22 protein-coding genes and 1 pseudogene are annotated in these 23,884 nt (G+C 72.8%); 18 read left to right on the top strand and 5 right to left on the bottom strand.

The window, feature by feature from the left end; genetic code table 11:
• Window positions 1-33 precede the first annotated feature (33 nt).
• Window positions 34-810 carry a helix-turn-helix domain-containing protein gene (locus WBK50_RS18140; protein ID WP_341336752.1) on the top strand — a complete coding sequence of 259 codons (777 nt, stop codon included), beginning with the start codon at window positions 34-36 and terminating at the stop codon, window positions 808-810.
• 27 nt (window positions 811-837) lie between these two features.
• On the opposite strand, the gene WBK50_RS18135 is transcribed toward WBK50_RS18140, so the two are convergent.
• Window positions 838-1,512, bottom strand: coding sequence for an MBL fold metallo-hydrolase (locus WBK50_RS18135; RefSeq protein ID WP_341336751.1), 675 nt, complete (start codon window positions 1,510-1,512; stop codon window positions 838-840).
• Between the two features lie 459 nt (window positions 1,513-1,971).
• Here WBK50_RS18135 and uvrA point away from each other — a divergent pair, with 459 nt between their 5' ends.
• The 7 genes and pseudogenes from uvrA (at window position 1,972) to pheT (ending at window position 11,249) form a co-directional block, all read left to right on the top strand.
• Entirely contained in the window at window positions 1,972-4,863 is a 2,892-nt protein-coding gene (gene uvrA, locus WBK50_RS18130) for an excinuclease ABC subunit UvrA (RefSeq protein WP_341339429.1), read from the top strand.
• Between the two features lie 530 nt (window positions 4,864-5,393).
• Window positions 5,394-5,948, top strand: a pseudogene (gene infC / locus WBK50_RS18125) (translation initiation factor IF-3); the annotation flags it as partial.
• A 201-nt stretch (window positions 5,949-6,149) separates the two neighbouring features.
• A complete protein-coding gene (rpmI, locus tag WBK50_RS18120; RefSeq protein ID WP_297494777.1) occupies window positions 6,150-6,344 on the top strand; it encodes a 50S ribosomal protein L35 in 195 nt (64 codons plus the stop codon).
• 79 nt (window positions 6,345-6,423) lie between these two features.
• Window positions 6,424-6,813 carry a 50S ribosomal protein L20 gene (gene rplT / locus WBK50_RS18115; protein WP_297494774.1) on the top strand — a complete coding sequence of 130 codons (390 nt, stop codon included), beginning with the start codon at window positions 6,424-6,426 and terminating at the stop codon, window positions 6,811-6,813.
• A 34-nt stretch (window positions 6,814-6,847) separates the two neighbouring features.
• Window positions 6,848-7,672, top strand: coding sequence for a TrmH family RNA methyltransferase (locus WBK50_RS18110; RefSeq protein ID WP_341336750.1), 825 nt, complete (start codon window positions 6,848-6,850; stop codon window positions 7,670-7,672).
• A gap of 1 nt (window position 7,673) precedes the next feature.
• On the top strand, window positions 7,674-8,717 hold the full coding sequence (pheS, locus tag WBK50_RS18105; protein ID WP_341336749.1) for a phenylalanine--tRNA ligase subunit alpha: 1,044 nt from the start codon (window positions 7,674-7,676) through the stop codon (window positions 8,715-8,717).
• A gap of 33 nt (window positions 8,718-8,750) precedes the next feature.
• Window positions 8,751-11,249: a phenylalanine--tRNA ligase subunit beta gene (pheT, locus tag WBK50_RS18100; protein WP_341336748.1), complete on the top strand. Its 2,499-nt coding sequence runs from the start codon at window positions 8,751-8,753 to the stop codon at window positions 11,247-11,249.
• 7 nt (window positions 11,250-11,256) lie between these two features.
• Here the strand turns inward: pheT and WBK50_RS18095 are convergent, their stop codons facing one another.
• The 4 genes from WBK50_RS18095 to WBK50_RS18080 all read right to left on the bottom strand — a co-directional run bounded on the left by WBK50_RS18095 (window position 11,257) and on the right by WBK50_RS18080 (window position 14,159).
• The gene (locus WBK50_RS18095; protein WP_341339428.1) at window positions 11,257-11,835 is read right to left on the bottom strand and encodes a TMEM175 family protein; all 579 of its coding nucleotides are present in this window, start codon (window positions 11,833-11,835) and stop codon (window positions 11,257-11,259) included.
• 142 nt (window positions 11,836-11,977) lie between these two features.
• Window positions 11,978-13,024 carry an LLM class flavin-dependent oxidoreductase gene (locus WBK50_RS18090; protein WP_341336747.1) on the bottom strand — a complete coding sequence of 349 codons (1,047 nt, stop codon included), beginning with the start codon at window positions 13,022-13,024 and terminating at the stop codon, window positions 11,978-11,980.
• Window positions 13,025-13,354 carry a hypothetical protein gene (locus WBK50_RS18085; protein WP_341336746.1) on the bottom strand — a complete coding sequence of 110 codons (330 nt, stop codon included), beginning with the start codon at window positions 13,352-13,354 and terminating at the stop codon, window positions 13,025-13,027. It abuts the gene before it with no gap.
• A gap of 238 nt (window positions 13,355-13,592) precedes the next feature.
• Entirely contained in the window at window positions 13,593-14,159 is a 567-nt protein-coding gene (locus tag WBK50_RS18080) for a hypothetical protein (protein ID WP_341336745.1), read from the bottom strand.
• Between the two features lie 329 nt (window positions 14,160-14,488).
• On the opposite strand from WBK50_RS18080, the gene WBK50_RS18075 reads away from it, so the two are divergent.
• The 10 genes from WBK50_RS18075 (at window position 14,489) to WBK50_RS18030 (ending at window position 23,847) form a co-directional block, all read left to right on the top strand.
• Window positions 14,489-14,662, top strand: coding sequence for a hypothetical protein (locus WBK50_RS18075; protein WP_341336744.1), 174 nt, complete (start codon window positions 14,489-14,491; stop codon window positions 14,660-14,662).
• 199 nt (window positions 14,663-14,861) lie between these two features.
• Window positions 14,862-15,881 (top strand): N-acetyl-gamma-glutamyl-phosphate reductase, encoded by a 1,020-nt coding sequence (argC, locus tag WBK50_RS18070; RefSeq protein ID WP_445942271.1) that lies wholly within the window; start codon window positions 14,862-14,864, stop codon window positions 15,879-15,881.
• Window positions 15,878-17,038 (top strand): bifunctional glutamate N-acetyltransferase/amino-acid acetyltransferase ArgJ, encoded by a 1,161-nt coding sequence (argJ, locus tag WBK50_RS18065; RefSeq protein ID WP_341336743.1) that lies wholly within the window; start codon window positions 15,878-15,880, stop codon window positions 17,036-17,038. Before argC ends, argJ begins: the two co-directional genes overlap by 4 nt.
• Window positions 17,022-17,930 (top strand): acetylglutamate kinase, encoded by a 909-nt coding sequence (argB, locus tag WBK50_RS18060; protein WP_341336742.1) that lies wholly within the window; start codon window positions 17,022-17,024, stop codon window positions 17,928-17,930. The genes argJ and argB overlap by 17 nt, the downstream gene beginning before the upstream one ends.
• The gene (locus tag WBK50_RS18055; protein ID WP_341336741.1) at window positions 17,927-19,105 is read left to right on the top strand and encodes an acetylornithine transaminase; all 1,179 of its coding nucleotides are present in this window, start codon (window positions 17,927-17,929) and stop codon (window positions 19,103-19,105) included. The genes argB and WBK50_RS18055 overlap by 4 nt, the downstream gene beginning before the upstream one ends.
• Complete coding sequence (argF, locus tag WBK50_RS18050; protein ID WP_341336740.1) at window positions 19,105-20,055, top strand: ornithine carbamoyltransferase; 951 nt, start codon at window positions 19,105-19,107, stop codon at window positions 20,053-20,055. The genes WBK50_RS18055 and argF overlap by 1 nt, the downstream gene beginning before the upstream one ends.
• Window positions 20,052-20,591 carry an arginine repressor gene (locus tag WBK50_RS18045; RefSeq protein WP_341336739.1) on the top strand — a complete coding sequence of 180 codons (540 nt, stop codon included), beginning with the start codon at window positions 20,052-20,054 and terminating at the stop codon, window positions 20,589-20,591. Before argF ends, WBK50_RS18045 begins: the two co-directional genes overlap by 4 nt.
• Window positions 20,588-21,799 carry an argininosuccinate synthase gene (locus WBK50_RS18040; RefSeq protein WP_297494733.1) on the top strand — a complete coding sequence of 404 codons (1,212 nt, stop codon included), beginning with the start codon at window positions 20,588-20,590 and terminating at the stop codon, window positions 21,797-21,799. The genes WBK50_RS18045 and WBK50_RS18040 overlap by 4 nt, the downstream gene beginning before the upstream one ends.
• Window positions 21,796-23,202 carry an argininosuccinate lyase gene (gene argH / locus WBK50_RS18035; RefSeq protein WP_341336738.1) on the top strand — a complete coding sequence of 469 codons (1,407 nt, stop codon included), beginning with the start codon at window positions 21,796-21,798 and terminating at the stop codon, window positions 23,200-23,202. The genes WBK50_RS18040 and argH overlap by 4 nt, the downstream gene beginning before the upstream one ends.
• Complete coding sequence (locus WBK50_RS18030) at window positions 23,203-23,847, top strand: DNA-3-methyladenine glycosylase (RefSeq protein WP_341336737.1); 645 nt, start codon at window positions 23,203-23,205, stop codon at window positions 23,845-23,847. It begins immediately after the preceding gene.
• The last annotated feature ends 37 nt before the right edge of the window (window positions 23,848-23,884 follow it).

Genomic DNA, 23,884 nt, shown 5'->3' with positions numbered 1-23,884 from the left:
GGCCCGTCTTGAAGGAACGCGACAGGTGCCACCATGGACGGCGTGCCGCCCCGCCCCGGACCCGAGGACTCCCGTGCGCTCGGCGGGGCCTGGGCCCGGTTCCAGCGCCACGACTTCCCCGGGCCGTCGGCGCAGCTCGCGCCGTTCGTCCGGCGGTACTGGATCGTCGAGTGGGACTACGACGAGCCCTACCACCAGCTGATCGTCCCGTACCCGCACGTGCATCTGATCTTCCGCGACGGCGGCGCGCCGCAGGTGCACGGAGTCTCGAGCGGGCACGTGGTCCGGGTCCTCGAGGGGCGGGGACGGGTCTTCGGGGTCGAGTTCCGCCCGGGTGGCTTCCGGCCGTTCCTCCGCGCGTCGGTGTCCGGCCTGACGGACCTTGTCCTGCCCGCGGCCGACGTGCCCGGGCTCCCGCCGTGGTCACGGCGAGCCTCGGACGTCGCGTCCGTCGAACGGTGGCTTCTCGCGGCCGGACCCGAACCGGATCCCGCCGCGGAGATGGTCGCCGGCGTGGTCGACGAGGTCGCCGCTGACCCCACGATCACCCGCGTCGACGAGCTGGCCGCTCGGGTCGGCGCCGGTGTCCGGCGCCTGCAGCGCCTCTTCGCCGAGCACGTCGGCGTCGGGCCGAAGTGGGTGATCCGCCGCTACCGGCTGCACGAGGCCACCGAGCGGATGGAGCGCGGGGACGCGATCGTCTGGGCGGACCTCGCGGGCGAGCTCGGCTATGCGGACCAGGCCCACTTCAGCCGGGACTTCGCCGCACTGTTCGGCGAACCCCCGACGCGGTACGCGCGGCGGTACTGACGGGCCGGCGGGCACCGGCCCGCCTGCTCACCAGCCGCGCGCCTTCCACTCCGGCAGCGACGGCCGCTCCTTGCCGAGGGTCGTGTCGTCCCCGTGCCCCGGGTAGACCCAGGTGTCGTCCGGCAGCTCGCCGAACACGCGGGACTCCAGGTCGGACACCAGGGAACCGAAGTCCTCGGCCGACCAGGTCTTTCCCGGTCCACCCGGGAAGAGGGAGTCGCCCGTGAACAGGTGCGGGCGGTCCGGGCCGCGGTAGAGCAGCGCGATCGAACCGGGCGTGTGCCCACGGAGGTGGATCACCTCCAGCTCGATCTGCCCGAACGCGACCGTGTCCCCGTGCGAGACCAGCTCGTCCATCGGGATCGGCAGCTCCGGCGCGTCCAGCGGGTGCGCGATCTGCCGGGTCTGGAACATGCCGGCGACCGCGCCGAGCGCCTGCCAGTGGTCCTTGTGCCGGTGGGTCGTGACCAGGTGCTGCAGCTCCGGTCGCGTGTCGCCCGCGCCGACCAGGTCCGCGATCCGCTGCGGCTCGTTCGCCGCGTCGATCAGCAGCGCCTCCTGCGTGGCGGTGCAGACCAGCAGGTACGCGTTGTTGTCCATCGGCCCGACGGACAACTTGCTGATCGTCAGCGGCGCGAGGCTGCGACGGATCGCGGGCCCGCCCGGATCGGTGTGACCGGAGTACTCCTCGAGGACGTCCACGGCCGCAGCCTAACGCGGCGGCCGCGCCGCCGAGACCCGTCGGGACGGGGCGGGGGAAGGGCTGCGGACATCGTCCTCGAACATGTGTGCGACTCTGGGTGTGGGCACCGACATCTCCGGTTCGGGAAGTCGGCCGGCGGGTAGCACGTTGACCCGGGTGGTCGGCGGTACTGCTCCGGTCACCCGTGGTGGACGCCCGGCGCGCGCCGGTGTTCGTCCACCGACCGGGGTGCCGGAGTCCGGCACCGAGCAGCGGAACTGTCGTACCCCCCGCTTAGCATCGACGCGAGGCGGGTCCGGCGTGCGCGCCGACCCGGCTCGGACCCTGATCGGGCCTGGTCGAGCTCGATCGGATCGGAACTTGAGGAGGCGCCTTCCGTGGCAGATCGCCCTGTCGGGACGAACGAGACCGAGGGGTTCACCGTCCACACCCCGGACGGTGACGCCCCACGACTCGTCGTGCGCGGCGCCCGCGAGCACAACCTGCGCGGCGTCGATCTCGACCTGCCCCGGGACAGCCTCGTCGTCTTCACCGGTCTGTCCGGCTCCGGCAAGTCCAGCCTCGCGTTCGACACGATCTTCGCCGAGGGCCAGCGCCGGTACGTCGAGTCGCTCTCGGCCTACGCCCGGCAGTTCCTCGGCCAGATGGACAAGCCGGACGTGGACTTCATCGAGGGCCTCTCGCCCGCGGTGTCGATCGACCAGAAGTCCACGAACCGCAACCCGCGCTCCACGGTCGGCACGATCACCGAGGTGTACGACTACCTGCGCCTGCTCTACGCGCGCGCCGGCGTCCCGCACTGCCCGGTCTGCGGGAGCGTGATCCGCAAGCAGACGCCGCAGCAGATCGTGGACCAGGTCCTGGAGATGGACGAGGGCAGCCGTTTCCAGGTGCTCGCCCCGGTCGTGCGGACCCGCAAGGGCGAGTTCGTGGACCTGTTCTCCTCGCTGCAGTCGCAGGGCTACTCCCGAGTGCTGGTCGACGGCACGGTGCACCAGCTCAGCGACCCGCCGAAGCTGAAGAAGCAGGAGAAGCACGACATCTCCGTCGTCGTGGACCGGCTCTCGGTCAAGGCGAGCGCCAAGCAACGGCTGACGGACTCGGTCGAGACGGCGTTGCGGTTGGCGGACGGCCTGGTGGTCCTGGACTTCGTGGATCTCGCGGACACGGACCCGGGCCGCGAGCGCCGCTTCTCCGAGCGCATGGCCTGCCCGAACGGCCACCCGCTCACCATGGACGACCTCGAGCCCCGCACCTTCTCCTTCAACTCGCCCTACGGGGCCTGCCCCGAGTGCCACGGCATCGGCGTCAAGAAGGAGACCGACCCGGAGCTCGTCATCCCGGACCCGGACCTCAGCCTGGCGGACGGCGCCATCGCGCCGTGGAACAACGGGCACAACGCGGAGTACTTCGGCCGGCTGCTCTCCGGCCTGGCCAAGAGCATCGGCTTCCGGATGGACACACCCTGGCGGAAGCTGCCGGCCGAGGCGCAGAAGGCGGTGCTGCACGGCAGCGAGGACCAGGTCCACGTCCGTTACCGCAACCGCTACGGCCGCGAGCGCTCGTACTACGCGAGCTTCGAGGGCGTCATCCCGTTCCTGGACCGGCGGCTGGACCAGACCGAGTCCGAGTCCCAGCGGGAGCGCTACGAGGGCTACATGCGGGACGTGCCGTGCCCGGCCTGCAAGGGCGCGCGGCTCAAGCCCGAGGTCCTCGCCGTCACGCTCGGGCACCGCGAGCAGGGGGACCGGTCGATCGCCGAGGTCTCGGCGATGTCGGTGGCCGAGTGCGCCGAGTTCCTGGACGGCATGGTCCTGGACTCCCGGCAGGCCATGATCGCAGGCCGGGTGCTCAAGGAGATCCAGGCCCGCCTGGGCTTCCTGTTGGACGTCGGCCTGGAGTACCTGTCGCTGGACCGGGCCGCGGGCACGCTGTCCGGCGGTGAGGCGCAGCGGATCCGGCTGGCCACGCAGATCGGCTCCGGCCTGGTCGGCGTGCTCTACGTGCTCGACGAGCCGTCGATCGGCCTGCACCAGCGGGACAACCGGCGGCTGATCGAGACGCTGACCCGGCTCAAGGAGCTGGGCAACACGCTCATCGTCGTCGAGCACGACGAGGACACCATCCGTGCCGCGGACTGGGCCGTGGACATCGGCCCGGGCGCCGGCGAGCACGGCGGGTTCATCGTGCACAGCGGTACCGTCGCGGACCTCGAGTCCCACGACACGTCGCTCACCGGCGCCTACCTGTCCGGTCGGCGCTCGATCCCGGTGCCGGAGAAGCGGCGCGAGCTGGACCCGGAGCGCAAGCTGACCATCGTCGGCGCGCGGGAGCACAACCTGCGCGGGATCGACGTGGACATCCCGCTCGGCGGGCTCGTCTCGATCACCGGGGTGTCCGGGTCGGGCAAGTCCACGCTGATCAACGACATCCTCGCCACGGTCCTGGCGAACCGGCTCAACGGTGCCCGCCAGGTGCCCGGCCGGCACACCCGGATCAACGGCGTGGAGCAGCTGGACAAGCTCGTGCGGGTGGACCAGTCGCCGATCGGCCGCACCCCGCGCTCGAACCCGGCCACCTACACCGGTGTGTGGGACCAGGTCCGCAAGCTGTTCGCGGCCACCACCGAGGCGAAGGTCCGCGGCTACCAGCCCGGCCGGTTCTCGTTCAACGTCAAGGGCGGCCGCTGCGAGGCGTGCTCCGGAGACGGCACGATCAAGATCGAGATGAACTTCCTGCCGGACGTCTACGTCCCGTGCGAGGTGTGCAAGGGCGCCCGGTACAACCGGGAGACGCTCGAGGTGCACTACAAGGGCAAGACCGTCGCGGACGTCCTGGACATGCCGATCGAGGAGGCCGCGGAGTTCTTCGCGCCGATCAACTCGATCGCCCGGTACCTGCGCACGCTCGTGGACGTCGGGCTCGGCTATGTGCGGCTCGGCCAGCCCGCGCCCACACTCTCCGGTGGCGAGGCGCAGCGCGTGAAGCTGGCGAGCGAGCTGCAGAAGCGCTCGAACGGCCGGACGGTCTACATCCTCGACGAGCCGACGACGGGCCTGCACTTCGAGGACATCCGCAAGCTGCTACTGGTGATCAACGGGTTGGTCGACAAGGGCAACTCGGTGATCGTCATCGAGCACAACCTGGACGTCATCAAGACCTCGGACTGGGTGGTCGACATGGGTCCGGAGGGCGGCTCGGGCGGGGGCACGGTCGTCGCCGAGGGCACACCGGAGCAGGTAGCGGCCACCGAGGCGAGCTACACCGGCCAGTTCCTGAAGGACCTGGTCGAGCCCGCCGCGCCGCCGGTCCGCAAGACCCGCCGGAAGAAGGTCGCGGCGGCCAGCTGAGCGGTCGATCCCGACGGACCCCGCCGGGATCGAACCGGATCAGCGAGGTGTGATCTCGCCCGTGCCCGCGTCGTGGACGACCGGGGTCGCAGGCCCGATGTCCGGCCGGACGTCGGCGGCGCGCAGGTCGTCGGTAGGCCGTGACGCCGGCCTCCCGTGTCCTCCTGGTCGAGGCGGGGGCGACGCCAGGTCCTCGAGACCTGGGTCACACCCGCTGTCCGGTCCCGACCCGGGCGCGCGGCGGGCGGCCGAAGGCGGAGCCGCCCCGGCTCTGACCGGAGACCCGTTTCGCGTCCGTGAGTCGGGGGCTGCTACCCTTCGGAATGCGACCACCCCGTCGCGCGTTGATATGCGCGTCAGGGCGTTCAAGTGGAGCCCCGCTCCCACCCGCTCACCGAAGCATCATCAGGTGTCCGGGTCCCGGTCCGACGGCTCGGCGCAGCAACACCTCGCGTGGGTGGCGCCGTCCGTCACGATCGACGGGTCTTTGCTTGTCGTCGCCTGAAACGACGTCAATATGAGGAGACCCCATCACCACTGAGACACGCATCAACGACCGAATCCGCGTTCCCGAGGTCCGGCTCGTCGGACCCAACGGCGAGCAGGTCGGCATCGTGCGTATCGAGGACGCCCTGCGGCTGGCGCAAGAGGCCGAGCTGGATCTCGTCGAGGTCGCGGCCCAGGCCCGCCCGCCCGTCTGCAAGCTCATGGACTTCGGCAAGTTCAAGTACGAGAGCGCGCAGAAGGCCCGGGAGTCCCGGCGGAACCAGCAGCTCACGGTGATCAAGGAGCAGAAGCTCCGGCCGAAGATCGACACCCACGACTACGAGACCAAGAAGCGCAACGTGGTCCGTTTCCTCGAGGGTGGCAACAAGGTCAAGGTCACCATCATGTTCCGCGGACGCGAGCAGTCCCGACCCGAGCTCGGGTACCGGTTGCTGCAGCGCCTCGCGAAGGACGTGGAGGAGCTCGGTGTCGTCGAAGCCGCCCCGAAGCAGGACGGCCGCAACATGACGATGGTGATCGCTCCGACCAAGAAGCCGGTGAAGCGCGGGCCGGGTTCCCCGACCGCGTCGGAGGCTGCCGCGGCCGAGGCCGCCGCGTCGGAGGCCGCCGCGTCGGAGGCCGCCGCGTCGGAGGCTGCCGTGCCCGAGGCCACCGCGCCCAAGGCTCCGGTCGAGGAGACGACGGCCTGACACGGTTCCGCGCACCCCGGTGCGCGGGTCGTGAGCGCACCACACGACACTGACGCCCGCCCCCGGACGTCACCACTGAACGGATCAGCCATGCCCAAGAACAAGACGCACAAAGGCACCGCGAAGCGGATCAAGGTGACCGGCACCGGCAAGCTCCTGCGTCAGCAGGCCGGCCTGCGGCACCGCCTCGAGGTCAAGTCGAGCAAGGAGACGCGCGACCTGTCGCACGTCGTCGAGGTGGCCAAGCCCGACCAGAAGCGCATCAAGAAGCTGCTCGGACGCTGATCCCCTCCTTCCGCTGAACCCCCGGCCGGCCGGTGCGTCACCCGCACCGGGACGGTCGACCGAGAGACAGGACTGACCCATGGCACGCGTGAAGCGCGCGGTCAACGCCCAGAAGAAGCGCCGCAGCACCCTCGAGGCGGCCAGTGGCTACCGAGGCCAGCGCTCGCGGCTGTACCGCAAGGCGAAGGAGCAGATGCTCCACTCGCTGAACTACGCCTACCGCGACCGCCGCGCCCGCAAGGGCGACTTCCGCCAGCTCTGGATCACCCGCATCAACGCGGCGGCCCGTGCGAACGGCATGACGTACAACCGCTTCATCCAGGGCCTGAAGGTCGCGGGCGTCGAGGTGGACCGCAAGAACCTGTCCGAGCTCGCGATCAGCGACCCGGCCGCGTTCGCCGCCCTCGTCGAGGTGTCGCGGGCCAACGTCCCGGCCCAGGGCGAGAAGTCCGAGAACACCGCCGCCTGATCAGGTGCTCGGCACTGAACGAACCCCGCGCGTCGTGGCAGCCCGCAAGCTGCTGCGGCGCGCGGGTCGTGAGAAGGCCGGGAAGTTCCTCGTCGAGGGCTCCCAGGCCGTTCGCGAGGCGCTCGGGGGAGCCCGGGTCCACGATCTCTTCGTCACCCCGGCCGCCCTCGAGCGCAATCCCGACCTGATCGCCACCGCCGAGGCGGACGGCGTCCCGGTCACGATCGTCACGGACCGGGCGGCGGAGACGCTCTCGGACACCGTCACCCCGCAGGGGCTGATCGCGATCTGCGATCTCCTCGACGTGCCGCTGTCCACGGCGCTGGACGGCGCTCCCACGCTGGTCGCGGTGCTCGCCGCCGTCGCGGAGCCCGGCAACGCCGGCACCGTCGTCCGGGCCGCCGACGCGGCCGGGGCGGACGCCGTCGTCCTCGCCGGGGACACGGTGGACCCGCACAACGGCAAGGCCGTGCGCGCCTCCACCGGCAGCGTCTTCCACCTGCCCCTCGCCCGCGAAAGGGACACCGGCGCCGTCCTCGACGCCTGTCGCGCCGCCGGCCTCACCCTGCTCGCCGCGGACGGCCAGGGCGAGCTGGACCTGCACGATCCCGCCGCCGCCGAGGTGCTGGCGCGCCCCACCGCCTGGATATTCGGTGGCGAGGCGCACGGCCTCCCGGAGAGCGTGGCGGAGGCGGCCGACCACCGCGTCCGCGTCCCGCTCTACGGCCGTGCAGAGAGCCTCAACCTGGCCACCGCCGCGGCGGTCTGCCTGTACGCGAGCGCCGGAGCCCGGCGCTCTAGGATCACCGGCGTCCCCGTGACACCCGGTAGCAGCCACGAAGCAATCAAAAAGGTGTGAGATGACCGAGAACGACTCCGACCTGCTCGATCCGGCGTCCCTCGACGCCGCGGTCAAGGCCGCGGCGGAGGCGTTCGCGGAGGCGGCGGATCTCGACGCGCTCGCCGCGGTCAAGCCTGCGCACCTGGGGGACAGGGCGCCGCTGCTGCTGGCCCGCCGCTCGCTGGGCTCGCTGCCCGGCAAGGAGCGCGCGGACGCGGGCAAGCGGGTCAACGCCGCCCGTCAGGAGGCACAGGCCGGCTACGACGCGCGCCGTGAGGTCCTGCTCGCCGAGCGGGACGCCCGCGTCCTCGTCGAGGAGTCGGTCGACGTCACCCTGCCGTGGGATCGCCGCCCGCGCGGCGCCCGGCACCCCCTCACGCAGATCTCCGAGCAGATCGCGGACGTGTTCGTCGGGATGGGCTGGGAGGTCGCGGAGGGCCCCGAGGTCGAGTCGTCGTGGCTGAACTTCGACGCGCTGAACTTCGGTAAGGACCACCCCGCACGGACGATGCAGGACACCTTCTACCTGGGTGACTCGCAGGAGTCCGGCCTCGTGCTGCGCACGCACACGTCGCCGGTGCAGGTCCGCGCCCTGCTGGAGCGCGAGCTGCCCGTCTATGTCGTCTGCCCGGGCCGCACCTTCCGCACGGACGAGCTGGACGCCACCCACACCCCGGTGTTCCACCAGGTCGAGGGCCTGGCCGTGGACAAGGGCATCACGATGGCCCACCTCAAGGGCACGCTCGACGCGTTCGCCCGTGCCATGTTCGGGAGTGAGTCCCGGACCCGGCTGCGCCCGTCGTACTTCCCCTTCACCGAGCCGTCGGCTGAGGTCGACGTCTGGTTCCCGGAGAAGAAGGGCGGCGCCGGCTGGGTCGAGTGGGGCGGCTGCGGCATGGTCAACCCCAACGTCCTGCGCGCCTGCGGCATCGACCCCGACGTCTACTCGGGCTTCGCCTTCGGCATGGGCCTCGAGCGGACCCTGCAGTTCCGCAACGGCCTGCCGGACATGCGGGACATGGTCGAGGGCGACGTGCGTTTCAGCTGCGCCTTCGGCGTCTGACCTTTCTCAGCACCACAGTCGAGGAGTAAGCCCGTGCGCGTCCCCCTGTCCTGGCTCGCCGACCACGTCGCGTCCGTCCCGTCGGACGTCGACGCCGTGGCGGACGCGTTCGTCCGCGTCGGGCTCGAGGTCGAGGAGATCCACGGCACGCCGGACGTCACCGGGCCGCTGACCGTCGGGCGCGTCGCCGAGATCGAGGAGCTCACGGGCTTCAAGAAGCCGATCCGGTACTGCCAGGTCGAGTTCGGCCCCGGCCCGGACGGCACCCCGGTGCGGCGGGGGATCGTCTGCGGCGCACGGAACTTCGCCGTCGGGGACCTGATCGTCGCCGCCCTGCCCGGCGCCGTGCTGCCCGGTCCCTTCCCGATCGCCGCGCGGAAGACCTACGACCACGTCTCCGACGGCATGATCGCCTCGGCCAAGGAGCTCGGACTCGGCGCGGACCACAGCGGCATCCTCGTGCTGCCGCCCGGCTCCGCCGAGCCCGGCGACGACGCCCTGCCGGTCCTCGGCCTGGACGACCCGGTGATCGAGCTGGCCATCACGCCGGACCGCGGCTACTGCTTCGCGGTCCGCGGGATCGCGCGCGAGCTCGCGGCGTCCCTGGACGAGGACTACACGGACCCGGCGGCCCGCGTCGAGGTGCCGGAGGAGAAGGCCGACTCCTGGCCCGTCCGGATCGACGACCCGGTGGGCTGCCCGCGGTACGTCGCCCGGCGCGTCTCGGGCGTCGACGCCTCGGCCCCGACGCCGTGGTGGATGCAGCGCCGGCTGCTCGCCGCCGGGATGCGACCGATCTCGCTGACCGTCGACGTCACGAACTTCGTGATGCTGGATCTCGGCCAGCCGCTGCACGCGTTCGACGCCACCCGGCTGCAGGGCGAGATCGTCGTGCGCCGGGCCGCGAAGGGCGAGAAGCTCCGCACCCTCGACGACGTCGAGCGCACGCTGGACCCGGACGACCTGGTGATCACGGACGACTCCGGCCCGATCGCCCTCGCGGGGGTCATGGGCGGGGCCTCCACCGAGATCCCCGAGTCCGCCGAGGGCACCGTCGACGTGGTCATCGAGGCCGCGCACTTCCAGCCGACCTCGATCGCCCGGTCCGCGCGCCGGCACAAGCTGCCCAGCGAGGCGTCCAAGCGGTTCGAGCGGGCCGTGGACCCGCAGCTCCCGCCCATCGCCGCCGAGCGAGCCGCGAGGTTGCTGGCCGAGTACGGCGGCGGCACCGTCGAGCCCGGCCGCACGGACGTGGGCGCCGCGCCGGTGCTCCCGCCCGTCAGGATGGCGCTGGACCTGCCGGACCGGACCGCGGGCGTGACCTACGACCGCGGTGTCACGGTGCAGCGGCTCACCCAGGTCGGCTGCACCGTCGAGCTGGAGACCGGCGCGGACGGCCGCGGCGTGGTGGTCGCGACGCCGCCGTCCTGGCGGCCGGACCTGGACTCCCCGGCGGACCTCGTCGAGGAGGTGCTGCGGCTCGAGGGCTACGAGACGATCCCGTCGACGCTGCCCGCCGCGCCCGCCGGCCGCGGGCTCACCCCGGCGCAGGTCCGGACCCGCGCGGTGTCCCGCACGCTGGCCGAGGCCGGGTTCGTCGAGGTCGAGCCGTTCCCGTTCGTCGGCGACGCGATGTGGGACGCGCTGGGTCTCGACGCCGGCGACGTCCGCCGCAGGACGGTGAAGGTCCTCAACCCGCTGGACGCGGACCGGCCCAGGCTCACCACGACCCTGCTGCCCGGGCTGCTCGAGACACTGGTCCGGAACAAGGCGCGCGGGTTCGACGACCTGGCGCTCTTCCAGATCGGCCAGGTCGTGCTGCCGCACGCACAGCAGGTGCCGATGCCGGACCCGGGCGTCACCGGGCGGCCGTCGGACGCCGAGATCGCCATGATCGAGGCCGCCCTGCCGGCGCAGCCGCGGCACGTCGGTGCCGTGCTGGCCGGGAACCGCGAGCCGCTCGGCTGGTGGGGACGCGGCCGGCAGGCCGGCTGGGCGGACGCGATCGAGGCCGGCCGGCTGGTCGGCGCCGTCGCGGGCGTCGAGCTGCAGGTGACGAAGGCGGCGCTCGCACCGTGGCACCCGGGTCGCTGCGCCGCGCTGCGGGTGGGGGAGTGGGTCGTCGGGCACGCCGGCGAGCTGCACCCCAAGGTCGTCGAGGCCCTCGGGCTGCCGCCGCGGACCTGCGCGATGGAGCTGGACCTGGACGCGATCCCGCTGCAGGACCGGCGCCCGGCGCCGCGCGTCTCGCCGTACCCGCCGGTCACGGTCGACGTGGCGCTGGTGACCGCGGACGACGTGCCGGCCGCCGAGGTGGCGTCCGCGCTGACCGCCGGCGGCGGGGACCTGCTGGAGGACGTCCGGCTCTTCGACGTCTACACCGGGGACCAGGTCGGCGAGGGCAACCGCTCGCTCGCCTACTCCCTGCGCTTCCGCGCCGCCGACCGGACCCTCACCAACGAGGAGGCGAACGCCGCGCGGGACGCGGCGATCGCCGTCGCGGCGGAGCGCTGCGGGGCCGTCCTGCGCTGACCTCGGCTCAGGTACGGCCGATGACGCCCGTCGCCGGGAGGATCCGGCCGAGTACCGCCGGGATCACGGCCCAGAGGGCGAACGCCCACGGGCCCACCAGCGGGACCAGCGGGACCGAGGTCAGGAAGCCGATCCCGGTGACCACCGGGAGCACCCAGCCCCGGCGGCGCAGGTGCTCCGGGGTGCCGGGAACGAACGCGCGCTGGTGGGCGACCAGGGCCACCATCAGGGCGAACACACCGACCTGCAGGGACTGCGCGAGCGCGTAGACGCCGAACCGGGCGAGGCCGAGGTGCCCCTCCTCGATCACCCGGGTCATGAACGGGGTGACCACGATCAGCAGCAGCCATGCCATGTTCAGCCAGATGACGCCGGTCGAGGCCCGGCCGACGTAGCGGAACACCCGGTGGTGCAGGGTCCAGTGCCGGGCGATCACCGCGAAGCTGATCAGGAACGCGAGGTACTGGTTCCAGTTCGCGGCGAAGCCCGCGGCGAGCTCGGCCACCGAGTCGCCCTGCGGCACCCGCAGCTCGATCGCCAGGAGGGTGATCGCGATCGCGACCACCGCGTCGGAGAAGAACGCCAGGCGTTCCGCCGCGCCCGCTCGGTGGAGCCGAAGTCCTCCGCGCCGTAGTCCTGCGCGGCAGGGATACCCGACGGGGGGCTCGCGACGGCGCTCAGGTCCGGCTCCCCGGGCGCGTCAGCCATGTGCGGAGCCCAGTGCCGCGTCAGTCGGCGCGTTGCGTGATCGCCGACCGCACCAGCGGCGCGACCTTCGTCCCGAGCAGCTCGATCGCCCGCATGACGTCGGCGTGCGGCACGTCACCGATCGGGAGCTGCAGCAGTGTGCGGTCGTGGCCGAACAACCGGTGCTGGAAGAGGATCTTCTCCGCGACCAGCCCGGGGTCCCCGACGACGTACGCGCCCCGCAGCCCGGTCATCGCCTCGAACGCCGCGCGGGAGGTGGGGCCCCAGCCGCGCTCCTGCCCGATGCGGTTCATCACCCCGGAGTGCGCGGGGTAGTAGATGTCCGCCGCCCGCTCCGCGTCGTCGGCGACGAAGCCGTGCAGGTTGAGGCTCAGCGGCGCCGGCCCGTGCCCGCCCTCGGCGAGGGCGCGCCGGTGCAGATCCGCGAGCGGGGCGAAGCGTTCCGGCATGCCGCCGATGATCGCGAGCGCCATCGGCAGGCCCAGCAGCCCGGCGCGCACCACGGACTGCGGATTGCCGCCGACGGCGACCCACAGGGGCAGCGGGTCCTGGACCGGGCGCGGGAAGACGGGCTGGTCGGTGAGCGCGGAGCGGTGCTTTCCGGACCAGGTCACCCGCTCGTCGGCCCGCACGGCGAGGAGCAGGTCCAGCTTCTCGGCGAACAGCTCGTCGTAGTCCGCGAGGTCGTGGCCGAACAGCGGGAAGGACTCGGTGAACGACCCGCGGCCGGCCATGATCTCGGCACGACCCTCGGACAGCAGGTCCAGCGTCGCGAACTGCTGGAACACCCGCACCGGGTCGTCGGAGGACAACACGGTGACCGCGCTGGTCAGGCGGATGCGCTCGGTCCGTTCCGCGGCCGCGGCGAGGATCATCGCCGGGACGGACGCGGCGTAGTCCGCACGGTGGTGTTCACCGACGCCATAGACGTCGAGGCCCACCTGGTCCGCCAGCTCGATCTCCTCGACGACCTCCCGCACCCGCTGTGCGGGGCCGACGCCCGCGCCGGTGGGATCGATGTCCGCGAAGGTGTACACGCCCAGTTCCACGCCGGATTGAACGATCAATCATCCGCTCCTGTTCCCGGAGCGCCGGTCAGCCGGATCGGACGAGCTGCAGCAGCTCCCGCACCGAGGTGCCGGGCAGCTGGACGCGATCAGGAACTCGACCACCGGGCGGAAGGCGCCGTCGTCCCGGCGCCGCATGACGTCGCCACCAGCGGCCAGCGCTCGGGCCTCGCGGGCCGTCGCGTCGGAGGCGGAGAACACGCACGGGACCAGCCCGGACATCTCGCTGCTGCGGGCGAACTCCCGCAGCACCGCGACCCGGTCCTCCGGCGGCCCGATCGGGTCCCCCCGCCCGATCGCGACGCGGCGTGGGTTTGCCAGGCCTGGCACGACCGCCCGTCGTCGCTGCCGAAGTACCGGTTCTCGGGCCATGTCGCCATCCAGGAGACGGTGAGGAGACGGTGCCGCCGCCGTGCTGTTGGAGCAGGTCCACGGCGGTGTCCCGGTCCGTCCCGGTGCCGGTGCCGCGCCGCTTGCGCCGGGAAGGGACGCGGAACGCCGCGCTGCCGGCGCCGAGCACGACCAGCAGCGCCACCCAGATCACCCGGTCCGCCACGAATGGACCGGGTCAGGGCAGGCGCGACAACGCCGCGCGGCCCGCGGCCCGCCACTGCGCGTCCGACGGCCTCCGCTCGGCCACCGCGATCGTGACCAGGTATTTCCGCGACGCGATCTGCATCGTCGGGCCGCTCGCGGTGTCGACGACCGCCGCCGCATCGCCCACCTCGGACAACTCCCGTCGCCCGAGACCCGAGCGGACCACGTCGGCCGGTGCGCCGTCACGGACGCCGTAGACGTTCACCGCGGCGAGCGCCGGCGGGTCGCCCTCCGTGGCGGCGGCGGTGCAGCCGCGGGCCGTGGTGCCGTCGGCGCGCGTCGTCGTGCGGTTCTCCGGTGGATCGACCGGGGTGTCGAGCAGCGCGGTGAGCTCGGCGGCGTCGAGCAGGCACTCGTCCCGGACCGCGTCGCCGAGCAGCACGGGGCCGGTGCTCCGGGCGGGCGCCGCCACCGCGGTGCCCGTGGTCGGAGGCGGCTCGGCGACGGCGTTCCCCTCGATCGTCCGCGCACATCCGCTGGACACGACCACGAGGAGGAGACCGCCGCTCAGCGCGCGGAGAGGGCGTGTTCGGCGCACGGGCGGACGGTAGCGACGCGCCGTGCCCGCTCGTGGCCGTTTCGCGGAATTGTTCCCGCCAGCGTGCTGCCCATGCCTTACGACGGCGGCCATGTGCTCCCGGCCACGGGGCCGCCGAACAGCAGCGGCAGCGCGTACCGCGTCGCCGCGTGCGCACCCCCGGCCGGCCGGCCGGATCAGGGTCCTCGCCCTCGCCCTGGTGACGCGCGGGGACGATCTGCTGGTCTTCCGCGGGGACGACCCCGCCACCGGCAAGGTCTTCCACCGGCCTCTGGGCGGCGGCGTCGAGTTCGGCGAGACCGGAGCGGAGGCCGCGGCCCTGGCACGAGGTGGCCCTGCTCTTCGACGCCACGTTGCGGGACGCCGCGCTGTACGCGCGGGACGACCTCGTGGTGCTGGACACGGCCGAGCCGGTGCTCTGGCCCCCGCTCACCGACGTCCGCGAGGAACGCGCGGTCCTCTACCCCGACGGCCTCGCGGAGCTGCTCGTCACAGGTGCCTGAGCGCCTCCCGCCCGGCGAGCGCCGGGCGCGCCTCCGGGTCCGCGACGGCCGCCGGGCCGGTCCGCAGCGCCTCGACCAGCCAGGGGGCCGGGGTTCCGCGACGCGCGGCGCGCCGGGAGCAATCACGAGGCGCACCGTGAGAGTGAGGTCCGACAGAACCGGCTTGCATGAGATTGCATCGGTCTGCATACTCATCCGCGTGGTACGGATCGCGGTGGCAGGGGCCAGCGGGTATGCCGGGGGAGAGCTGCTCAGGCTGCTCCTCGGGCACCCGGATGCGGAGATCGGCGCGCTGACGGCGGGCGGCAACGCGGGCAGGCGACTGGGCGAGTTCCAGCCGCACCTGGCGCCGCTGGCCGACCGGGTCCTGGGGGAGAGCACGGCGGAGGTCCTCGCCGGCCACGACGTCGTCTTCCTCGCGCTGCCGCACGGGAAGTCCGCGGAGATCGCCGCCCGGCTCGGGGACGACACCGTGGTCGTGGACTGCGGCGCGGACCACCGGCTGAACGACGCGGCGGCGTGGGACCGCTGGTACGGCGGGGAGCACGCCGGACACTGGCCGTACGGCCTGCCCGAGCTGCCCGGCGCGCGGGACGCCCTGCGCGGCGTGAAGCGGGTCGCCGTCCCCGGCTGCTACCCGACGGCCACGAGCCTCGCCCTGTTCCCCGCGCTGGTCGCGGGCCTCGTCGAGCCGGACGTCGTGATCACCGCGGTGACCGGGACCTCCGGTGCGGGCAGGTCGCTCAAGCCGCACCTGCTCGGCGCCGAGGTCATGGGCTCGCTCTCCGCCTACGGCGTGGGGGGCGTGCACCGGCACACCCCGGAGATCGCCCAGAACTTGTCGGGGGCCTCCGGTACACCGGTCTCCGTGAGCTTCACCCCGGTTCTGGCCCCGCTCCCGCGGGGCATCCTCGCGTCCTGCTCGGCCTCCCTGACGGGCGACGGCGCGAACGCGCGCGAGGTCTACGAGAAGGCCTACGCGGACGAGCCCTTCGTCCAGCTGCTGCCCGAGGGCCAGTGGCCCACGACGGGCGCGACCCTCGGCTCCAACAACGTCCAGCTCCAGGTGGCGGTGGACGCGGACGCGAAGCGGCTGGTCGTCGTCTCGGCGATCGACAACCTCACCAAGGGCACGGCCGGCGGCGCCGTCCAGTGCATGAACCTGGCCCTCGGTCTCCCCGAGACCGCCGGCCTGCCGACGACGGGAGTCGCACCGTGAGCGTCACCGGTCCCCAGGGTTTCCGGGCCGCGGGCGTCACGGCCGGGATCAAGGTCAACGGCCGCCCGGACCTGGCCCTCGTCGTCAACGACGGGCCCGAGTTCACCGCCGCGGGCGTCTTCACCCGCAACAAGGTCAAGGCCGCGCCCGTCCTCTGGTCCCAGCAGGTCGTGTCCACCGGCACCCTGCGCGCGGTCGTCCTCAACTCCGGCGGCGCCAACGCCTGCACCGGTCCGGAGGGCTTCCAGACCGCGCACGCGACGGCCGAGAAGGCCGCCGAGCTCCTCGGGTGCGGCGCGATCGACATCGCGATCTGCTCGACCGGGCTGATCGGTGCGCAGCTCCCGCGCGAGACCGTGCTGGCCGGGGTCGAGAAGGCGGTCGGCGCGCTCGAGTCCACGGCCGAGACCGGCTTGGCCGCCGCCACCGCGATCATGACGACGGACACGGTGCCCAAGGAGGCCCGGCACGTCGACGAGGCGGGCTGGAGCGTCGGCGGCCTCACCAAGGGCGCGGGCATGATCGCGCCGTCGATGGCCACGATGCTGTCCGTGGTCACCACGGACGCGGTCGTCGACGCTGCCACGCTCGAGGAGTCCCTCCGCGCGGCCGTGCGGGTCAGCTTCGACCGGCTCGACGTCGACGGCTCCATGTCCACCAACGACACCGTGCTGGCGCTGGCCTCGGGCGCCTCCGGCGTCACCCCCGCGCCGGCCGCGCTCACCGCGGCGTTCACGGCGGTCTGCAAGGACCTGGCGAAGCAGATGCAGGCGGACGCCGAGGGCGTCACCAAGCGCATCCTGGTCCGGGTCACCGGGGCGGCGAGCGAGGACGACGCCGTGACGGTCGCCCGTACCGTCGCCCGGGACAGCCTGGTCAAGACCGCGCTGTTCGGTTCGGACCCGAACTGGGGCCGGGTCGCCGCGGCCGCCGGCTACGCGGACGCGGACCTCGACCCCGAGAAGCTGGACGTCACGATCAACGGGGCGTTGCTCTGTGCGGGCGGCGTCGCGGCCGGGGACCGTACCGCGGCGGACCTGTCGGGCGAGGACATCCTCGTCGAGGTGTCGCTCGGCCTCGGGGACGGTGTCGCGGAGATCCTCACGACGGACCTGTCGCACGCGTACGTGGAGGAGAACAGTGCCTACTCCTCCTGAGACCACCGGCCTCGCCACCCGGCTGAAGCGGGCGGGGGAGAAGGCGGGCGTGCTCGCCGAGGCCCTGCCCTACCTGCAGCGGTTCCACGGGAAGATCGTCGTGGTCAAGTACGGCGGCAACGCCATGATCGACGACGAGCTGAAGCAGGCGTTCGCCCAGGACATGATGTTCCTGCGGCTCGCGGGCATCCACCCGGTCGTCGTGCACGGCGGCGGCCCCCAGATCAGCGCGATGCTGAAGCGGCTCGGTCTCCCGGGAGAGTTCCGCGGCGGGCTGCGGGTGACCACCCCCGAGACGATCGACGTCGTCCGGATGGTGCTGGTCGGCCAGGTCGGGCGCGAGCTCGTCGGGCTGATCAACCAGCACGGCCCCTACGCCGTCGGGCTCTCCGGCGAGGACGCCGGCCTGTTCACCGCGGAGAAGCGCACGGCGCTCGTCGACGGCGAAGCCGTGGACATCGGCCTGGTCGGCGACGTCGTGGAGGTCAACCCGGACGCGGTGCTGGACATCGTGAAGGCCGGCCGGATCCCGGTCGTCGCCGGCGTCGCGCCGGACGTGGACGGGCAGGTCTACAACATCAACGCCGACAGCGCCGCCGCGGCGCTGGCGGCCGCCCTCGACGCCACGAAGCTCGTGGTGCTCACGGACGTCGAGGGCCTGTACGCGAACTACCCCGATCCCGAGTCGATCATCAGCGAGCTGACCGCCGCCGAGCTGGAGCCGATGCTCCCGCAGCTCGAGAGCGGGATGGCGCCGAAGATGGAGGCCTGCCTGCGGGCGGTCCGGGGCGGGGTCCCCCAGGCGCACGTGATCGACGGGCGGATGCCGCACTCGGTGCTGCTCGAGGTGTTCACGAGCGAAGGAGTCGGAACGATGGTGGTGCCGTCATGACAACGTACGCGGAGCGGTGGCAGCACTCGCTCATGAACAACTACGGCACCCCGCCGCTGACGCTGGTCCGCGGTGAGGGCGCCGAGGTGTGGGACGCCGAGGGCCGCCGCTACGTGGACCTGGTCGGCGGCATCGCGGTCAACTCGCTCGGCCACGCCCACCCGGCGGTCGTCGAGGCCGTGACCCGGCAGATCTCCACGCTGGGGCACACGTCGAACCTCTACATCACCGAGCCGCCGCTGCAGCTGGCCGAGAAGCTCCTGGGGCTGCTGGACCAGCCGGGCGCCCGGGTCCTGTTCTGCAACTCCGGCGCCGAGGCCAACGAAGCCGCCTTCAAGATCGCGCGGCGGACCGGCCGCCCGCACCTCGTCGCCTGCCAGGACGCGTTCCACGGCCGCACCATGGGCGCCCTCGCGCTCACCGGGCAGCCGGCCAAGCGGGAGCCGTTCGAGCCGATGCCCCCGGGCGTCTCGCACATCCCGTTCGGGGACGTCGCGGCGCTCGAGGCCGCGGTCACCGAGGACACCGCCGCGGTGTTCCTCGAGCCGATCCTCGGTGAGGCGGGGGTGATCGTGCCGCCGGAGGGCTACCTGCGGGCGGCCCGGGAGATCACCGCGGCCAAGGGCGCGCTGCTGGTGCTCGACGAGGTGCAGACCGGGATCGGCCGGACCGGCGCGTGGTTCGCGCACCAGCCGCTCGGGATCGTCCCGGACGTGGTGACCCTGGCGAAGGGGCTCGGCGGCGGCCTGCCGATCGGCGCCTGCATCGGGATCGGTGACGCGGGCGCGCTGCTCGAGCCCGGCCAGCACGGGACGACCTTCGGGGGTAACCCGGTCAGCTGCGCCGCGGCGCTCGCCGTGCTCGGCACGATCGCGAACGACGGCCTGCTCGAGCACGTCACGCAGCTCGGCAAGGAGATCTCGACCACGATCGAGGAGATGAAGCACCCGATGGTCACGGACGTGTCGGGGGCCGGGCTGCACATCGGCGTCGGCCTGAACCAGCCCGTCTCCGCGGCCGTGGCCTCGGTCGCCCGGGAGCGGGGGTACCTGGTCAACAACGCGGTACCGACCCGGATCCGGCTCGCGCCGCCGCTGGTCCTCACCCAGGAGCAGGCCCGTGGGTTCCTCGACGCCCTGCCGGGGATCCTGGACTCCGCGGGCGGGACCGTCTGATGGCCTCCGCATCCGAACCCAGGCACATGCTGCGGGACGACGACCTCTCGCCCACCGAGCAGGCCGAGGTCCTCGGCCTCGCCGCCGAGTTGAAGAAGGACCGCTTCGCGCACCGCCCGCTGGCCGGGCCGAGGCCGGTCGCGGTGATCTTCGACAAGCCGTCGACCCGGACCCGGATCTCGTTCGAGGTGGGGATCAGCCAGCTCGGCGGCAGTCCGGTCATCCTCGACGCCGCCACCAGCCAGCTCGGCCGGGGCGAGTCGATCGAGGACACCTCTCGGGTGCTGTCCCGCTTCGTCGACGCGGTGGTGTGGCGGACCGGCGGGCAGAGCCGCATCGAGGCGATGGCGAGCGTGTCGTCGGTGCCGGTCGTCAACGCGCTGACCGACGAGTTCCACCCCTGCCAGGTCCTCGCGGATCTGCAGACGATCCAGGAGCGCTTCGGCCGCCTCGCCGGCCTCACCCTGACCTACCTCGGCGACGGCGCGAACAACATGGCGCACTCGCTGCTCCTCGGCGGCGCGACGGCCGGCATGCACGTCCGGATCGCCGCGCCGGAGGGCTTCACCCCGGACCCGGACGTCCTGCGCGACGCGAAGGCCCGGGCCGTGGAGACCGGCGGCGGCGCCGAGCTGATCCTGGATCCGCAGGCGGCCGTGGAGGGTGCGGACGTGCTGGTCACGGACACCTGGGTGTCCATGGGCCAGGAGGACGACGGGCTGGACCGGGCGGCGCCGTTCCGTCCGTACCAGATCAACGCCGAGCTCCTCGCCCGCGCGAACGAGGGCGCGATCGTGCTGCACTGCCTGCCGGCGCACCGCGAGGACGAGATCACCGGCGAGGTGATGGACGGTCCGGCGAGCGCGGTCTGGGACGAGGCGGAGAACCGGCTGCACGCGCAGAAGGCGCTCCTCGCCTGGCTGATTGACCCGGGGCGAGCGGGACGATGACCACCGCCCGCACCAGCGGCGGTGCCCGCTCCAGTACCGCCACCCGGGTCGCCCGGCAGGCCCGCATCGTCGAGCTGATCACCAAGCGCGCCGTGCGCAGCCAGGCTGAGCTGCTCGCCCTGCTGGAGGCCTCGGGCATCGAGACCACCCAGGCCACGCTGTCCCGGGACCTCGACGACCTGGGTGCGGTCAAGCTGCGCGGTGCGGACGGCGGCACGCCCGTCTACGTCATCCCGGAGGACGGCAGCCCGGTGCGCGGTGTCGAGGGCGGCACCGCCAGGCTGAGCCGGATGCTGGGGGAGCTGCTCGTGTCGGCGGACGCGAGTGGCAACCTGGCCGTGCTCCGAACCCCGCCCGGCGCGGCGCACTACCTTGCGAGTGCGCTGGACCGGGCGGCCCTGCACGACGTCGTCGGCACCATCGCCGGGGACGACACGATCTTCGTGATCGCGCGCGAGCCACTCACCGGCGCCGGGCTCGCGCAGCGCCTCCAGGCACTACCCACGAACAAACAGCACGAAGGAGAACTCCCATGACGGACCGGGTCGTACTGGCCTACTCAGGCGGGCTGGACACCTCGGTGGGCATCGGATGGATCGCCGAGGAGACCGGTGCCGAGGTGGTGGCCGTGGCCGTCGACGTCGGCCAGGGCGGCGAGGACCTCGAGGAGATCCGCAAGCGGGCGCTGGCCTGCGGTGCGGTCGAGGCCGTGGTCGCCGATGCCCGCGATGAGTTCGCCGAGCAGTACTGCCTGCCGGCGCTGCAGGCCAACGCGCTCTACATGGACCGCTACCCGCTGGTCTCCGCGATCTCGCGGCCGCTGATCGTCAAGCACCTGGTCGAGGCGGCCAAGTACCACGGCGCCTCGACGGTCGCGCACGGCTGCACCGGCAAGGGCAACGACCAGGTCCGCTTCGAGGTCGGCATCCAGGCCCTCGCGCCCGAGCTGAACTGCATCGCGCCGGTCCGTGACTTCGCCTGGACCCGCGAGAAGGCGATCCAGTACGCCGAGCAGCACAACCTGCCGATCGACGTCACGAAGAAGTCGCCGTACTCGATCGACCAGAACGTCTGGGGCCGCGCCGTCGAGACGGGCTTCCTCGAGGACATCTGGAACGCGCCGATCGAGGACGTCTACTCCTACACGCAGAACCCGGCCGAGCCGCGGGACGCGGACGAGGTGGTCATCCGCTTCGAGAAGGGCGTGCCGGTCGCGATCGACGACAAGCCCGTCACCGTGCTGCAGGCGATCGAGGAGCTCAACCGCCGTGCCGGTGGTCAGGGCATCGGCCGCCTGGACATGGTCGAGGACCGGCTCGTCGGCATCAAGAGCCGCGAGGTGTACGAGGCGCCCGGCGCGATCGCGCTGATCACCGCGCACCAGGAGCTGGAGAACGTCACCGTCGAGCGGGACCTCGCCCGGTTCAAGCGGACGGTCTCGCAGCGCTGGACCGAGCTGGTCTACGACGGCCTGTGGTTCTCCCCGCTGAAGTACGCGCTGGACACGTTCGTCGCGCAGACCCAGGAGTACGTCTCCGGCGAGGTGCGGATGACGCTGCACGCCGGCAACGCCACCCCGACGGGCCGCCGCTCGGACGCGTCGCTGTACGACTTCAACCTCGCCACCTACGACGAGGGCGACGCGTTCGACCAGAGCCTCGCCAAGGGCTTCGTCCAGCTCTGGGGCCTGCCCAGCAAGATCGCCGCCCGCCGGGCGCAGCGGCTGGGGGGCTCCTCGCAGTGAGTGGGGCTGCTCTCTGGGGCGGCCGGTTCGCGTCCGGTCCGGCCGATGCGCTGGCCGCCCTGAGCAAGTCGACGCACTTCGACTGGCGGCTCGCCCCCTACGACATCCGTGGCTCGAAGGCGCACGCCCGGGTGCTCGCCCGGGCGGGCCTGCTCAGCGGCGACGAGCTCGCCGGGATGCTCGACGCGCTGACGAAGCTGGAGTCGGACGTCGAGTCCGGCGCGTTCGGGCCCGCCCCGGACGACGAGGACGTGCACACCGCGCTCGAGCGGGGCTTGATCGAGCGGGCCGGACCGGAGCTGGGCGGCAAGCTCCGCGCCGGCCGGTCCCGCAACGACCAGGTGGCGACGCTGTTCCGGATGTGGCTGCGCGACGCGACGCGCCGGATCGGCGCGGGCGTCCTGGACGTTGTCGACGCGCTGGTGGCGCAGGCCGCCGCGCACCCGGACGCGCCGATGCCCGGCCGCACGCACCTGCAGCACGCGCAGCCGGTGCTCCTCGGCCACCAGCTGGCCGCGCACGCGCACGCGCTGCTGCGGGACGTCGACCGGCTGCGGGACTGGGACAAGCGGGCCGCGGTCTCGCCGTACGGGTCGGGTGCGCTCGCGGGCTCGTCCCTCGGGCTGGACCCGGAGGCCGTAGCGGCGGAGCTGGGCTTCGACTCGTCGTCGGCGAACTCGATCGACGGCACCGCGTCCCGGGACTTCGCGGCCGAGGCGGCGTTCGTGCTGGCCATGGTGTCGGTGGACCTGTCCCGGCTGGCCGAGGAGGTCATCCTGTGGGCCACCGCGGAGTTCTCCTACGTGACCCTCGACGACGCGTTCTCCACCGGCAGCTCGATCATGCCGCAGAAGAAGAACCCGGACGTCGCGGAGCTCGCGCGGGGCAAGGCCGGCCGGCTGATCGGCAACCTCGCCGGGCTGATGGCCACGCTCAAGGGCCTGCCGCTGGCGTACAACCGGGACCTGCAGGAGGACAAGGAGCCGCTGTTCGACTCCGCGGAGCAGCTGGACCTGCTGCTGCCCGCGGTGGCCGGCATGGTGGCCACGCTGGTCTTCCACACGGACCGGTTGGCCGCGCTGGCCCCGGCGGGGTTCACCCTCGCGACGGACATCGCGGAGTGGCTCGTCCGCCAGGGCGTCCCGTTCCGGGTCGCGCACGAGGCCGCGGGCGGCTGCGTCCGGGCCGCCGAGGCCCGTGGCGTGGGCCTGGAGGAGCTGACGGACGTCGAGCTCGCGGGCGTCCACCCGGCGCTCACGGCCGCGGTCCGCGAGGTCCTCACCGTCCCCGGCTCGATCGCCTCGCGGAACTCCCGCGGCGGGACGGCGGGGGAGCGGGTCGCCGAGCAGCTCGACGAGCTGCGGGACGCGAGTGAGGACGCCCGTGCGTGGGTGAGTGCCTGAGTGTCGGAAGGACTGATCCGCCGCGAGGAGCTCGCCACCGACGTGCTCCCCGCGGCGGCGAGGCTGCTCGGCTGCATCGTCGAGGCGGACACGCCGGACGGCCTGGTCGAGGTGCGCCTGGTCGAGGTCGAGGCGTACCGCGGGGCGGATGACCCCGCGTCGCACAGCTTCCGCGGCCGGACCCCGCGCAACGCCGTGATGTTCGGCCCCGCCGGACACCTCTACGTGTACTTCGTCTACGGGATGCACTTCTGTGCCAACGTCTCCTGCATGGCCGACGGGGAGGCGGGTGCGGTCCTGCTCCGCGCCGGGGAGGTGCTCTCCGACCCCGGGGTGGCCCGCGTCCGCAGGCCCGCCGCCAAGCGGGACGTCGACCTCGCCCGGGGGCCGGCCCGGCTCGCGTCGCTGCTGGGGCTCACCCGCGAACGCAACGGCGTCGACGTCACCGACCCGGCGTCCCCGGTCCGGGTCCGGGCCGGCGAGCCGGTGCCGCGCAGCGTGATCCGCAGCGGCCCGCGGGTGGGTGTCGCGGCGGCCGCCGACCTGCCGTGGCGGTTCTGGATCGACGGCTCCCCGGCGGTGAGCCAGTACCGGCCGGGCAAGATCCGTACCCCGGTAGTGGACCCTGCAGATAGGGCATCCTAACCTCACCTACGTGAAGAATGATCGTCGGCCGATCCGC

It is taken from the genome of Pseudonocardia sp. T1-2H (assembly GCF_038039215.1).
Classification (GTDB): domain Bacteria; phylum Actinomycetota; class Actinomycetes; order Mycobacteriales; family Pseudonocardiaceae; genus Pseudonocardia.
Note: the sequence above shows the minus strand (reverse complement) of the source record. Positions and strands in the feature narration are given on the sequence as shown.